The sequence below is a fragment of the uncultured Paenibacillus sp. genome, assembly GCF_963515335.1.
GTDB lineage: Bacteria > Bacillota > Bacilli > Paenibacillales > Paenibacillaceae > Paenibacillus_I.
Genome location: NZ_CAUPYC010000001.1, coordinates 121,804 through 134,886, shown reverse-complemented (window position 1 = coordinate 134,886; position 13,083 = coordinate 121,804). Strand labels below are relative to the sequence as shown.

Genomic DNA, 13,083 nt, shown 5'->3' with positions numbered 1-13,083 from the left:
ATTTTCAGGACAACCCTTACACCACGCTTATAACGATAGAGCGGCCGATGAGCCGGGAATTCACTTCGTGATTGGAGGTATGGAATAATCATGGCGATCAAGCGTAATAAGATCACCGTCGTGGGTGCAGGCTTTACGGGCGCGACGACCGCGCTCATGCTGGCGCAAAAGGAATTGGGCGACGTCGTTCTCGTCGACATCCCGCAGCTGGAAAACCCGACGAAGGGCAAAGCGCTGGACATGCTGGAATCGACGCCGGTGCAAGGCGTGGACGCCAACATCATCGGCACGTCCAGCTACGAAGACACGGCTGACTCGGACGTGGTCATCATCACGGCGGGCATCGCGCGCAAGCCGGGCATGAGCCGCGACGACCTCGTGAACACGAACGCCGGCATCGTAAAGTCGGTCTGCGAGAATATCAAAGCGACCAGCCCGAATGCTTACGTCATCATCCTGAGCAACCCGGTTGATGCGATGACCTATGTGGCCAACGAAACGCTGGGCTTCCCGAAAAACCGCGTCATCGGCCAATCCGGCGTGCTCGACACGGCCCGTTACTGCACGTTCATCGCGCAGGAGCTGAACGTTTCCGTTGAAGACGTGCGCGGCTTCGTGCTCGGCGGCCACGGCGACGACATGGTTCCGCTCGTTCGTTACTCCAACGTCGGCGGCATTCCGATCGAGAAGCTGATCCCGGCGGAGCGCATCGAGGCGATCGTGCGACGCACGCGGACGGGCGGCGGCGAGATCGTCAACCTGCTCGGCAACGGCAGCGCCTACTACGCGCCGGCCGCATCGCTCGTCCAAATGACGGAAGCGATCCTCAAGGACAAGAAGCGGATCATCCCGGTCATTGCGCTGCTGGAAGGCGAATACGGTTACGACAACCTGTTCATGGGCGTACCGGCGATCCTGGGCGGCGACGGCATCGAGAAGGTATTCGAGCTTGAGCTGACGGCGGAAGAGAAAGCCGCTCTCGACAAGTCGGCCCAATCGGTACGCAACGTAATTAAAGTCATCACCGGTTAGTACAGGTGGAAGCACCGCTTGCAAGACCCTGACATTTATATGCCAGGGTCTTGCGTTTTTTGCGGGAACGAACAGGAACCAAGCCGATCGGTAGAAAAGACGGAAGATAGAGAGGGCAAATCGGAAGAAGGGGCGGGGAACGGGTTTGGAAAGGTTGAACGAAGCGAAGTCGCTGCTCAAGCGGATTTACGGCTACGACAGCTTCCGCAAAGGGCAAGCCGATATTATCGGAGGACTGCTGGAAGGCCGCGACACATTGGCCATTCTGCCGACAGGCGGCGGCAAATCGGTCTGTTACCAGATTCCGGCCATGCTGCTGGAAGGCACGACGGTCGTCGTATCGCCGCTCATCTCCCTGATGAAGGACCAGGTGGACGGGCTGAACCGGCTCGGCGTGCCCGCCGCTTTCCTGAACAGCTCGCTCGGGGCCGCGGAGTACCGGGACGTGATGAGGCGCGCGGCGGGCGGCGAATACAAGCTGCTCTATATTGCGCCCGAACGTCTGGATGCTCCCGCTTTCTCGGGCTTGCTGGCGCAAATGCGCGTTCCGCTTATCGCGATCGACGAGGCGCACTGCGTGTCGCAATGGGGACATGATTTCCGTCCGAGTTACCGCCAGTTGGCCGGCTGGATCGGCCGGATGGCCGACCGGCCGCTGGTCGCCGCCTTTACGGCGACGGCCACGCCCGACGTGGCGGAGGATATTGAGGCGATGCTGTCGCTGCGGCGGCCGAATGTGTTCGTCACCGGCTTCGCGCGGTCGAACCTGTCGCTGTCCGTTGTGACCGGGATGGACAAGCGCGCTTATTTGCGGCGTTTTTTGCAGGAGCGGGAGGAGCAGTCCGGCATCGTTTACGCCGCTACCCGCAAGGAAGTGGAGCAGCTGCACGAGGAGCTGCGCCGCTGGGGCGTCGAAGCGGGCAAATATCACGGCGGCATGGGCGATGCCGACCGGTCGGAATGCCAGGAGCGGTTCCGCTTCGACGAGCTGCGCGTCATGGTCGCCACCAATGCCTTCGGGATGGGGATCGACAAGCCGAACGTCCGGTTCGTCGTGCATTATCAGATGCCCGGCGACATCGAATCTTACTATCAGGAAGCGGGACGCGCGGGACGGGATGGAGAGGAAAGCGAATGCGTCCTGCTGTTCGAGCCGCAGGATATGCAAATTCAGCGCTTTCTGATCGAGCAGGGGACGGGCGACGGTTCGCGAAAAGCCGTGCAGACGGCGAAGCTGCATGCCATGATGAACTACACGCGGACCGAGAAATGCCTGCAGCAGTACATCGTCGAATATTTCGGCGAGGCTGATGTCGCTCCGTGCGGCAAATGCAGCAGCTGCCTGGACCCGAGCGAGCCGGTCGATGTGACGGAGGACGCCAGGATGGCGCTGTCCTGCGTCGGCCGGATGAAAGGGCGGTTCGGCATCACGACCGTCGCGAAGGTGCTAAAGGGATCGCGCGACAAGCGGATCGGCGATTTCGGCTTGGACCGGCTGACCACGTTCGGCCTGTTCCGGGAACGGACGGAAAAAGACATTGCGGATCTGCTCCATTGGCTCGTGGCGGAAGGGGCGGTGAAGCTCAGCGAAGGCCAGTATCCGACCGCGTCGCTGACCGCCAAGGCGCTGCCGATTCTCGAGGGCGGGGAGCGCTTGTTCCGCAAGCGGAGGGCGGCGTCCGTCAAACGGGCCGGAGGCGTTATGGGCGCCGCCGCGTTGTCCGCAGCCAGCGCCCCGGTGTTCGAGGCGCTTCGCGCCTGGCGGAAGGAGACTGCCGCGGCGGAGGGCGTGCCGCCGTTCATGCTGTTTTTCGACGCAGCCCTGAGGGAAATGGCGGACGCCAGGCCGGGAACGCCGGACGAGCTGCTGCGGATCAAGGGCGTCGGTACGGCCAAAGCCCATAAGTACGGACGGGATGTCCTGGCGGTGATCGGGAAATTTTCGCCTTCGGGCGGCTCGGGGGGCCGAGACGACACGGGCGGTTCGGGAGCGAAAGAAGTCCCGCCGGCCGGGCAAGCGGCGCGTCCGGCTGCCGTGCCGGCGGCCGCAGCCCGGGAGGGCGGCGAGCCGCCGAGTCATCTCTTATCCTATGAGATGTATCGCGAAGGCGCGTCCGTGTCCGATATTGCCGAGGAACGCGGCATGAGCGCGGTTACGATCGAGGGCCATCTGCTGCGCTGCGCGGAGGAAGGCCATCCGCTGGACTGGAGGCGCATTTTGTCAGAGGATATGGAGGAGCTGATCTGGCGGACGGCGGTCGGGATCGGGGCCGAGAAGCTGAAGCCGATCAAGGAGGCGCTCCCGGATCATATCGATTATTTCATGATCAAAGCCGCGCTCGCGAAGCGGCGGATCGATCACGGCTGACGCGCGCCGCTTTCCCGCCGTTTTGTCAATGCTATATGGATTTAGTATACTGAAGGCTAGAAAACAATTCGGGGGTGCCCATATGGAACAATTCATGTATTTCCTTCACGCTGTCGGGGCGGTTGGAACCGGCTTCTATGTCCTTCTGCCGTTTCTGGTCGGCCGCACGACCAAGCTGGCCGGCGAAGGACAAGCGGGGCTGGCCGACGGGCTGGTGCTGGCCAACCGGTTCGCGCAATATTTTCTGATCCTGCAGCTGTTGACGGGCGGTTATATGATGACATTCGCCGACTACTCGGTGCTGTGGATGTCGCTGACCACCGTGCTGTTCCTGGCGATCGCCGCGCTCGGCGGCATTATCGCCAAGCCGCTGAAAGCAATCGCCGCTTCGATTCGGGCGGGCCAAAGCGCCACCTCGTCCATCAACAAAGCCCGAACGCTGGGCTTCATCATTCTCGTGCTCTACATCGCAATTATTTTCTTGATGCAATATCCGGATCACCGCGGCTGACAGCCGCCGGGACGGGAATGCCGGGAGGGGCTTCTGCATGGATATGAAATCGCCCGACCTGATCACGTTCGGGGAAACGATGGGACTGTTTATGGCGCCGGAGTACCGCGGCCTGGAGCAGTCCGCGACGGTTGAGCAATCGTTCGGCGGCGCCGAAAGCAACGTTGCCGTCGGCGCGGCGAGGCTGGGCTGCCCGGTCGGCTGGTTCGGAGCGCTCGGGGACGATCCTTTCGGCGCCAAAATCTTAAAAGCCATCCGCGGCGAAGGCGTCGACGTCTCCCGCGCCCGCCTGGTGCCGGGAGAAGAAACCGGCCTGATGTTCCGTGAGAACGCGGGGGGCAAGCTGGCCGTTCACTATCGTCGCAAAGGCTCGGCCGCCAGCCGGATGCGGCCCGAGCATCTGGATGAAACGTACATAGCCGGCAGCAAGCTGCTGCATGTGACGGGCATTACCGCCGCAATCGGCGAGCATGCGCGCGAAACGCTGCTGGAGGCGGTCCGCATCGCCAAGCAGGCGGGCGTGCGGGTTTGTTTTGACCCGAATTTGCGGCTGAAGCTGTGGAGCCTGGAAGAGGCAAGGCGCACGCTGCTTCCGCTCGCGGAGCACGCCGATTATTTCCTGCCCGGATGGGACGAGCTGCAGCTTCTGTATGACACGAAGGACGAGGCGGAGATTATGGACCGGCTGGCCGCGCTGAAGGCGATTTCGGTCGTGAAAGGATACGGTGAAGCGACGTTGGTGCTGGAGGGGGGCAAGCGGACCGAGGTGCCGTTCCATCCCGCGGCCAAGGTGGTCGATACGGTCGGAGCCGGCGACGGCTTCTGCGCAGGGTTTCTGACCGGCATTGTAAAAGGCGAATCCGCGGTCGAAGCCGTCCGGATCGGCAGCATTTGCGGCTCGCTTGTCGTGCAGAGCCGCGGCGACTGGGAAGCGCTTCCTGATTGGCGGACGGTTGAAGGGCTCTTGACGGACCGCGTCTGGGTGGAACGTTAAGATGAGCGACGGTCAGCTCTCGAAGGGACAGCGCCGCCGCGAGCAGGTTTTATCTCTGCTGAAACGGCAGGGCAAAATAACGGTGCAGGAAATGGTCGACCGGTTCGGATGCTCGGAGGCCACCGCGCGGCGCGATTTGGAGCTTTTGGAACGCAGCGGCCCTGTGATCCGCACGATCGGCGGCGCCATGTACGACGGAATGGGCGGCGTGCGGGACGTATCTTTTGCCGAGAGGACCGGGCTGTCTCTGGCGGAGAAGGAGCGGATCGCGCTGAAAGCCGCTTCGCTCATCCATGAGGGCGACGTCGCCGGGCTGTCGGGGGGGACGACAAATTTCCTGATCGCCAAGCTGCTGAAGGACAGGCGTGGCGTAACGGTCGTTACGAACGCGGTCAACATCGCCATGGAGCTGGCCGGCAGCGACATCCAGGTCGTCGTAACCGGCGGCATCATGCGGCACAACAGCTTCGAGCTGTGCGGACCGCTCGGCGAAGGAATGATCGGTCAGCTGCACATCGGCAAAATGTTCATCGGCGTCGACGGCATTTCGCCCGCCGGCGGCATCAGCACGTATTCGGAGCAGGAGGCGCAGACGGCCAAAGCGATGATCGGCCGTTCGCAAGCCGCTTACGCCGTGTTCGACCATACGAAGGTGGAGCGCACGTCGTTGTTCACGATTGCGGCGCTCACCGAGCTGCGGGGCTTCATCACCGACGAGCGGCTGCCGCCGTCTTTGGCCGGGATCGCCGCCGAGGCCGGAATCGAGGTTCATATCGCCTCTGAATCGGAAGAATAGAAGGGTTGCTGCGGCAAAAAGGGCCGGTCCATTCAACGGGAATTTCCGTTGATGGTCCGGCCCTTTGGTTCGTTTATAGGCTTTTAGGGGAGAATCCGGCTGCACAGCCCGGTGTACGGAGGGCTAGCGGCACGACGTGCCGCTAAACAGCCCCGGAAGCGGCTATCATTCGTGCTAACGGCACCGCATGCCGCTAACGGGCCAGAAACCGGTCGAGGCACGGTATGCGGGAGTGGCTACCGGCATGACATGCCGCTAATCCGCCTCGGAAGCGGCGAACACTCCCGCTAGCGGCACCGCATGCCGCTAACAGGAGGAGAAACAGGGAAATAACTGACAAATAAATGCCCGGATTAAGAAATCGGCTGGACGGCCTTGCCGCTGACCCACGTGCGGACGTGGTCGAAGCTGCCGGTCAGCAAGACCACATCGGCCGCCTTGCCGACGGCGATGCTGCCAGTTTCTTCACTCAGGCCGATCAGGCTGGCGGGATTCGCGCTTGCGAACCGGCTGGCTTCGACGGGCGACAGTCCGCCGAATGCCATCGCATTGCGGAAGGCTTCCAGCATCGTCAACGTGCTTCCCGCCAGGCTGCCCCCCTCGGCAAGCCGCGCGACGCCATGGCTGACGACGACCTTGAGTCCGCCGAGCTCGTATTCGCCGTCGCCAAGCCCGGCGGCGGAGATCGCGTCCGTGATGAGCAACGCCTTATCCGCCGGCTTCGCGCGAAGCAGAAGCTTCACGGCCGCGGGATGGGCATGATGGCCGTCCGCGATAATTTCGGCGCTCAGCTCGTCGCAGGTCAGAACCGCGCCCACCGTGCCGGGCTCTCTGTGGTGCAGGCCCCTCATGGCGTTGTACGTATGGACCGCATGGCTGAGCCCTGCGCCGACCGCCTCCTTGATAGCGGCGTAATCGGCGTCGGTATGCCCGCAAGCCGCCACGATGCCGGCATCCGACAGCCGGGAAATAAGCTCCGGCGCGCCGGGCTGTTCCGGCGCCAGCGTCAGCATGCGAATGAGGCCGGGATAGCGCGCAACCCAGGCTTCCAACCAATCCGGGCGGGGCGGCACGATATGGTCGGGGTTTTGCGCGCCGGGCCATCGCGGGCTGATAAAAGGCCCTTCCAGATGGACGCCCGCAAGCCGGGCGCCGGCGCCCGGCCGTTCGCGGTAACCCGCGGCGGCCTCCAGCACGCGTTCAATGGCGTCCTTCGGCGCCGTGACCGTCGTCGCCAGCATCGTCGTCGTGCCGTGCAGCGCATGGAAGCGGGTAATCGCGTCGTATGCGTCCGCATTCGCATCCATGAAATCGCCGCCATAGCCGCCGTGAACGTGGACGTCGATGAAGCCCGGCAGCAGCCAGCCGCCCGCGCCGTCGATCGTGTCGAGGCCATCCTGATGGGCGGTCTTCTCCTCATGCTGTCCCATAGAGTAAACGCCGGCGATGCGGCCGTTCGTTACGGTCAGGCTTCCTTGTACGATTCCTTGCCCGGTGACGATTCTAACATTGGTTATGCGCCAGGAGCTCATTGTCGATGACATCGGTTAATTTCCTCCCCGCGTCCCGGTCGAGCAGGACGGTAACATTGGCATGCGTTTGCAGCAAAGAAGCGGGACATGCGGTCGTAATCGGTCCGGCCAGCGATTCACGCACGATATCCGCCTTGTCGGCCCCCGTCACGACCAGCAATATCGCCTTCGCCTTCAAAATCGAGCCGATGCCCATCGTGATCGCTTGCGTCGGCACCTCCGACGGGTTGTTGAAAAAGCGGGCATTGGCCGCCCGTGTCGCAGGCTTCAAATCGACGACATGCGTTCCGCCGATAAGGGCATGGTCCGGCTCGTTGAAGCCGATATGCCCGTTATGGCCGAGGCCGAGCAGCTGCAGGTCGACCGGGTGCTTCCGGAGCAGCGCGTCGTAGGCCGCGCATTCGGCGGTCAGGTCGGCAGCCATGCCGTTCGGAATGTGGGTACGGGTCGGATCGAAATCGGTATGGCCGAACAGCTGCCCGATCATGTAGCGCGCGTAGCTTTGCTCGTGTGTCGCCGGAAGGCCCACGTACTCATCCAGATTGAAGGTCGTGACGTTCCGGAAAGAGATGCCGCCGCGGCGGTATCTTTCCACCATTTTTTCATAAATGCCGATCGGTGTCGAGCCTGTCGCCAATCCGAGCACGGCGTCGGGCCGCTCCGCGACCTCGTTCAGGATCAGCTCGGCCGCATGGCAAGCAAGCTCTTCTTTCCGTTCGAACCGTTTGATCAGCATGTCAAACGCCTCCTTCCGTCTCTTTACTTTCATCATAAGCGATATGACGCGCCTTATCAATCGTTAAATGATCATAAAAATCATAAATTTGATCAATCCAATCAAAAATACCGACTTATCTATCGCGCTCTATATTCGCTTCTTGGCCCGGCGTGCTTCCGGCATGCGAAAAGGCTATACTTATATAGGCTGGAATATTTTTTATGTGCTGTCGACTGCGTCGGGCGCATGCGCGTTCATTACAACGCTGGGGAGGTCGAACAATGGCCGCGGACAATCACGGGAACGCAAAAAACGCCGATCCGGCTCAAGGAACGGCCCGCCGAAAGGGCGAGCACATCCGGATATGCCTGGAGGAAAATGTGAAGGGCGGCGTCTCGACCGGGCTGGAACGGTTCCGTTTTCGCCATAACGCTTTGCCGGAGATTGATTTCCGCTCCTTATCCACCGGTTGCTCTTTTCTCGGCCGGACGCTTCGGGCACCGCTTTTGATCAGCTCGATGACCGGGGGCACCGATGAAGCCGGGGCGATCAACAGGCTATTGGCCGAGGCGGCTGAAACACGTGGATGGGCAATGGGTCTCGGCTCAATGCGCGCGGCGGTCGAGGACGAATCGCTGGCGTCGACCTTCAACGTGCGGCGGATCGCCCCGACGATTCCGATCATCGCGAATATGGGAGCGGTCCAGCTTAATTACGGCTATGGCGCCGAGCAATGCCTGCGAGCGGTCCACATGGCCGAAGCGGACGGCTTGGTGCTGCACCTCAACGGGCTGCAGGAACTGTTCCAGCCGGAAGGGGACGCCGATTTCAGCGGCTTGCTGCGCCGCATCGAATCGGTATGCCGCGCGGTCGGCGTGCCGGTCGGCGTGAAAGAGGTCGGTTGGGGCATCGACGGCGGCACGGCAGCAAGGCTGCACGAAGCGGGCGTGGCGTTCATCGATGTGGCGGGCGCGGGAGGCACGTCGTGGAGCCAGGTGGAAAAGCATCGCAGCGCCGACCCCGTCAAGCGGGGCGCCGCCGATACATTGGCAGCGTGGGGGACGCCGACCGCCGAATGCATTCGCGATGTGCGGGCCCGTCTTCCGCAGGCGACGATCATCGCCAGCGGCGGGCTGCGCACGGGGCTCGATGCGGCGAAATCGATTGCGCTCGGAGCGAATCTGGCCGGTTTCGGCAGGTCGCTGCTGCCCGGCGCCGCCGCAGGCTCGGCCGGCGAGCGCTCCGAGGCGCTGCTGCGGCAGTTCGAGCAGATTGAATTCGAACTGCGGGCCTCCATGTTCGGCATCGGCGCCGGATCGATCGAAGCGCTTCGCGGTACGGACCGGCTGATCGAGTCGTAAGCTTTTGCCGCCGTCCGCCCTCATACAGTAAAATAAAAAGAATACCGCTTTTGTGCGGCGGCCGATCGAGGCGCGGCGGAAATTGGGGGGAGGTTCGGTTCGTGGGGGAATGGTTTGAGCGAAGCTTCGGCTCGGATTATATGATCGTTTACAAGCATCGGGATTGGGAGAACGCGGCCCGGGAAGTCCGGAACATGATCGGATTTTTGAACTTGCCGGCGGGAGCGAAGGTGCTCGACGTCGGCTGCGGCATGGGCCGCCACGCGCTGGCGCTCAGCGCCCTCGGTTTTCGCGTCAGCGGCGTCGATCTGTCCGAGGAGCTGCTAAGGGAAGCGGCAAGGAAGGATACGGAGCGCCGGGTGCGGTGGCTGCGCGGCGATATGCGGCATTTGCCTTTCGCGAATGGGAGCTTCGACGCGACGGTCAACTTTTTCACCTCATTCGGTTATTTCGGGTCGGAGGAGGAGAACGCCTCGGTGCTCGGCGAGCTGCGCAGGGTATTGAAGCCGGGCGGCCGGTTCCTGATTGATTTTCTGAACCCGGCCTATGTGCGCCGCACGCTGGTCCCTTTCTCCGAGAGGACGGACGGGGAAACGGGCTGGACCATTACGGAAAGCCGGCGCATCGAGAACGAGGCGGTAGTGAAGGACATTAGAATCCGGACAATGGAAGGCGGCGAGCGAGCCACCAGGAGCGCGTGCGGCTGTACGGACGGGAATGGTTCGAGACGCATCTTGCGGAGACGGGACTGAGTTTGAAGCGGCTTTACGGAGATTATGACGGCTCGGCTTTCTCGGAGAGCGAATCCAAACGGTTGATCATGACGGGGGTGAGCACGGCATGAAATCCGCGGCGGAGCAGGACGAACTGACGATGCTGGACGGCGGCTGGGCGCGGCTCAAGGTGCCGCTGCCTTTTTCGCTGCGGTATGTGAATGCTTATTTGATCCCGGATGCGGCGGACGGCGGCTATACGCTTATCGATCCCGGACTGCACACAGCGGCGGCCGAAGGAGCGTGGGAACGGGCCGTCAATCGTCTCGGCATCACCTATGACGGCATTCAACGGATCGTTCTCACCCACATGCATCCGGATCACTACGGGCTCGCGGGCTGGTTCCAGCAAAAATCCGGAGCGCCTGTCCTGATGTCCCGGGCTTCACACGCATACGCGAAGCGGCTCTGGGGGGAGGGACGCACGTTTGCCGCCGAGTTGACGGCTTTGTACGGGAAACACGGCATGCCTGCGGAGCTGCTTGGGGAGATCGGGCCTCATTTGGAGAGCTTCGTCGCGCTCGTGTCGCCGCAGCCCGAAGTCACCTATATTGCGGAAGGCGACCGGCTGGCATTCGGCGGAGGCGAATGGACGGCCATCGGCACCGAGGGGCATGGAGAATGCCATCTCTGCTTCTACAGGCCGGACGCCCGGCTTATGCTGTGCGGCGACCAGGTGCTGCCCGATATTACGCCGAACGTGAGCGTTGTGCCCGGAAGCGGGGGCGGCGAGCTGCGCCGCTTCCTGGCCAGCCTGGACCGGCTGGAAGCGTATGACGTGGCGGCCGCTTTTCCGGGCCACCGCGATCCGTTTGCGGATTTTGCGGGACGCATCCGCGAGCTGAAGGAGCATCATGCCCGCAGGCTGGATATGCTTGCCGGCTGGCTGGACCGGCCGATTGCCGCTTACGACCTATGCGTCCGCATGTTCGGCGAGCGGGTTGGCGGCAATATTCACAACCTCCGTTTCGCCATGTCCGAGACGCTGGCGCATCTCGACCACCTGGTCGACGAGGGGCGCGCCGAACGCGTCCGTCAGGGCGACAGACTTCAGTACAAGCGCCGATAGTTTTGTAGTATTCATTAAAAGAATAGGTCAGCCGGAAAATCCGGCTGCCTATTCGTGTTTTACGAGATGTGAGCAAGACCGGCGAAATAACGCCGGAATCCGGCACTAACGGATCCGCGATAGAACGGATTGGCGTATTCCGGTCAGTCCAGCGGCAAATCGGTGTTTTGCTCCCGCTCCGCCTGCTTGCGATGGGCGATCCGGCTGCTGGCGGAAGCCGCGACGGCGCCGACGATGTCGTCCAGGAACGTGTGGATTTCGCCGTCTTTTTTATCGTTGAGCTTCTGCAGAATGCCCGGCTTCAGCTTGTCGATATAGCCGAAGTTCGTAAAGCCGATGCTGCCGTACACATTGACGATCGACAGCGCCAGCACTTCATCGCACCCGTACAGCCCCTCATCGTGCTCGATCATCGCTTGAAGCGGCGGCATCAGCTTCCCTTCCGCGGCCAGAATGTCCAGCTGGATGCCGGTCAATACGGCATTCTGCACCTCGCGCTTGGACAGCACGGCGTCGACGTTCTGCTCGCACTCTTCGATCGTCAGGTTCGGGAAATACTGCTGCTGCAATATCATGACCAGTTCGGCGATCTGTCTTTTCTGCACGCCGCGCTTAAGCAGCCACTCCTCCGTCGCGTCCGCGACCTCCTTGCTGTTCAGAGCGTATTTGCTCGGATCGGACATGTGTAGCACCCCTTGTGCGTGATATGGACGAAACAGGTCTAAAACGGTGAATAGCTCGTATACATAGTACTACAAAACCGGGGTTGTACCAAATTATTCCGGAACGAACGATGGGGAGGCGCGGTTACTATGAATCGAATCCGTCCGATGAAACGGGCAGCCGTCGCGGGAGCGCTGGCGCTGCCGCTGCTGGCCGCGGGCTGCGGCTTGCTGCCGGGGCAGTCCGCCAAGCAAATCGATCCGCCGCAGGTGCAGTACGACGCGGGCGAGGCATTCGGCCAGGAGGCCGGCAAGGCGCAAGCGGCAGTGAACGGCCAGCAAACGCAGATGACGCTTTACTTGAAGGATCGGGCGGGGTTCGTCGCGCCCGTGTCGGTCACGACCTCGCTGGCGGATGAGGAGAAGGCCGGGAAAAAAGCGCTGGAGATGCTCGTGGACGGCGGTCCGTACGCGGGGGAGCTGCCGGCGGGCTTTATGGGCCTGCTGCCGAAAGGCACGCAAGTAACCCAGCTGGATATCGTGAACGACCAGAAGCTGGCGATCGTCGACTTTTCCGGCCCTTTCGCCGACTACAACGCCCAGGACGAGAGGCGGATGCTTGAGGCCGTCACCTGGACGTTGACCGGCTTTCCCGATATTGAACGGGTGCAGATCTGGTACGAAGGCGAGCAGCTGAATGAAATGCCGGTGGACGGCTATCCGCTCGACGAGCCGCTGACGCGCGCGATGGGCGTAAATCTTGAACTTGCACCAGGCGTCCAGTATGCGGACTCGATGCCGGTGACCATCTATTTCTCCGCTCTTTCGGATGAAGACGAGCAATACTATGTGCCCGTGACCCGGCTTATCAAACGGGATGAAGACCTTGGGCTTGCGGCGCTGCGCCAGCTTGCGGCAGGCCCGGGCGAGAAGGAGTTGGTCGGCGTCATGACGTCCGACGTGGAGGTGGCTTCGCTGAAGGTGGAAGGCGACATCGCGACGGTCGATATGGAACTGGCCGATTTTGAAGAAGGTCAGGCCGCTCCGGCCGAAATGCTGCAGGCGGTCGTGCTGTCCGTAACGGAAAACACCGGGGCGTCCAAGGTGCGGATCCGCATCAACGGATCGTCGAAGGTAACCGACACCGACAACCGCTCCTACGGCGAGCCGGTGACGCGCCCCGACTATGTGAACGCCTTGAAAGCTTAGGAGCCGGCTTCCAAGGCGCCTGCTTCAAGATGCTTTTCCGGTTGGACTCTGTTAAAAT

At 62.1% G+C, this 13,083-nt stretch carries 12 protein-coding genes; 9 read left to right on the top strand and 3 right to left on the bottom strand.

The features are described 5' to 3' along the window. The first annotated feature begins 90 nt into the window (after positions 1 to 90). The 5 genes from mdh (at position 91) to RWM61_RS00610 (ending at position 5,701) form a co-directional block, all read left to right on the top strand. On the top strand, positions 91 to 1,032 hold the full coding sequence (gene mdh / locus RWM61_RS00630) for a malate dehydrogenase (protein ID WP_313996206.1): 942 nt from the start codon (positions 91 to 93) through the stop codon (positions 1,030 to 1,032). A gap of 145 nt (positions 1,033 to 1,177) precedes the next feature. Further along, positions 1,178 to 3,400: a DNA helicase RecQ gene (recQ, locus tag RWM61_RS00625; RefSeq protein WP_313996203.1), complete on the top strand. Its 2,223-nt coding sequence runs from the start codon at positions 1,178 to 1,180 to the stop codon at positions 3,398 to 3,400. A gap of 82 nt (positions 3,401 to 3,482) precedes the next feature. Continuing rightward, complete coding sequence (locus tag RWM61_RS00620) at positions 3,483 to 3,911, top strand: hypothetical protein (protein ID WP_313996201.1); 429 nt, start codon at positions 3,483 to 3,485, stop codon at positions 3,909 to 3,911. A 37-nt stretch (positions 3,912 to 3,948) separates the two neighbouring features. Then, positions 3,949 to 4,905 carry a sugar kinase gene (locus RWM61_RS00615; RefSeq protein WP_313996198.1) on the top strand — a complete coding sequence of 319 codons (957 nt, stop codon included), beginning with the start codon at positions 3,949 to 3,951 and terminating at the stop codon, positions 4,903 to 4,905. Position 4,906: 1 nt separating this feature from the next. Next, on the top strand, positions 4,907 to 5,701 hold the full coding sequence (locus RWM61_RS00610) for a DeoR/GlpR family DNA-binding transcription regulator (RefSeq protein ID WP_313996195.1): 795 nt from the start codon (positions 4,907 to 4,909) through the stop codon (positions 5,699 to 5,701). A gap of 353 nt (positions 5,702 to 6,054) precedes the next feature. Here RWM61_RS00610 and nagA read toward each other — a convergent pair whose 3' ends face one another. After that, complete coding sequence (nagA, locus tag RWM61_RS00605) at positions 6,055 to 7,245, bottom strand: N-acetylglucosamine-6-phosphate deacetylase (RefSeq protein ID WP_313996192.1); 1,191 nt, start codon at positions 7,243 to 7,245, stop codon at positions 6,055 to 6,057. Then, positions 7,205 to 7,969 carry a glucosamine-6-phosphate deaminase gene (nagB, locus tag RWM61_RS00600; protein WP_313996189.1) on the bottom strand — a complete coding sequence of 255 codons (765 nt, stop codon included), beginning with the start codon at positions 7,967 to 7,969 and terminating at the stop codon, positions 7,205 to 7,207. Before nagB ends, nagA begins: the two co-directional genes overlap by 41 nt. Positions 7,970 to 8,232: 263 nt before the next feature. On the opposite strand from nagB, the gene fni reads away from it, so the two are divergent. The 3 genes from fni to RWM61_RS00585 all read left to right on the top strand — a co-directional run bounded on the left by fni (position 8,233) and on the right by RWM61_RS00585 (position 11,154). Then, the gene (fni, locus tag RWM61_RS00595; RefSeq protein WP_313996186.1) at positions 8,233 to 9,312 is read left to right on the top strand and encodes a type 2 isopentenyl-diphosphate Delta-isomerase; all 1,080 of its coding nucleotides are present in this window, start codon (positions 8,233 to 8,235) and stop codon (positions 9,310 to 9,312) included. A gap of 101 nt (positions 9,313 to 9,413) precedes the next feature. Next, positions 9,414 to 10,064: a methyltransferase domain-containing protein gene (locus RWM61_RS00590; RefSeq protein ID WP_313996183.1), complete on the top strand. Its 651-nt coding sequence runs from the start codon at positions 9,414 to 9,416 to the stop codon at positions 10,062 to 10,064. 88 nt (positions 10,065 to 10,152) lie between these two features. Further along, positions 10,153 to 11,154, top strand: coding sequence for an MBL fold metallo-hydrolase (locus tag RWM61_RS00585; RefSeq protein ID WP_313996180.1), 1,002 nt, complete (start codon positions 10,153 to 10,155; stop codon positions 11,152 to 11,154). A gap of 143 nt (positions 11,155 to 11,297) precedes the next feature. Here the strand turns inward: RWM61_RS00585 and RWM61_RS00580 are convergent, their stop codons facing one another. Further along, positions 11,298 to 11,837, bottom strand: a complete 540-nt coding sequence (locus RWM61_RS00580) for a phosphatidylglycerophosphatase A (RefSeq protein ID WP_313996177.1) — start codon at positions 11,835 to 11,837, stop codon at positions 11,298 to 11,300. 129 nt (positions 11,838 to 11,966) lie between these two features. Here RWM61_RS00580 and RWM61_RS00575 point away from each other — a divergent pair, with 129 nt between their 5' ends. Next, positions 11,967 to 13,025 (top strand): GerMN domain-containing protein, encoded by a 1,059-nt coding sequence (locus RWM61_RS00575; protein WP_313996174.1) that lies wholly within the window; start codon positions 11,967 to 11,969, stop codon positions 13,023 to 13,025. Positions 13,026 to 13,083: the final 58 nt, after the last annotated feature.

What these genes read in the sequence shown, in the direction of transcription:
- mdh (WP_313996206.1), top strand. Translation starts at nt 91, where the DNA reads ATGGCGATCAAGCGTAATAAGATCACCGTCGTGGGTGCAGGCTTTACG.
- RWM61_RS00620 (WP_313996201.1), top strand. Translation starts at nt 3,483, where the DNA reads ATGGAACAATTCATGTATTTCCTTCACGCTGTCGGGGCGGTTGGAACC.
- RWM61_RS00615 (WP_313996198.1), top strand. Translation starts at nt 3,949, where the DNA reads ATGGATATGAAATCGCCCGACCTGATCACGTTCGGGGAAACGATGGGA.
- RWM61_RS00610 (WP_313996195.1), top strand. Translation starts at nt 4,907, where the DNA reads ATGAGCGACGGTCAGCTCTCGAAGGGACAGCGCCGCCGCGAGCAGGTT.
- nagA (WP_313996192.1), bottom strand. Translation starts at nt 7,245, where the DNA reads ATGTCATCGACAATGAGCTCCTGGCGCATAACCAATGTTAGAATCGTC.
- nagB (WP_313996189.1), bottom strand. Translation starts at nt 7,969, where the DNA reads ATGCTGATCAAACGGTTCGAACGGAAAGAAGAGCTTGCTTGCCATGCG.
- fni (WP_313996186.1), top strand. Translation starts at nt 8,233, where the DNA reads ATGGCCGCGGACAATCACGGGAACGCAAAAAACGCCGATCCGGCTCAA.
- RWM61_RS00585 (WP_313996180.1), top strand. Translation starts at nt 10,153, where the DNA reads ATGAAATCCGCGGCGGAGCAGGACGAACTGACGATGCTGGACGGCGGC.
- RWM61_RS00580 (WP_313996177.1), bottom strand. Translation starts at nt 11,837, where the DNA reads ATGTCCGATCCGAGCAAATACGCTCTGAACAGCAAGGAGGTCGCGGAC.
- RWM61_RS00575 (WP_313996174.1), top strand. Translation starts at nt 11,967, where the DNA reads ATGAATCGAATCCGTCCGATGAAACGGGCAGCCGTCGCGGGAGCGCTG.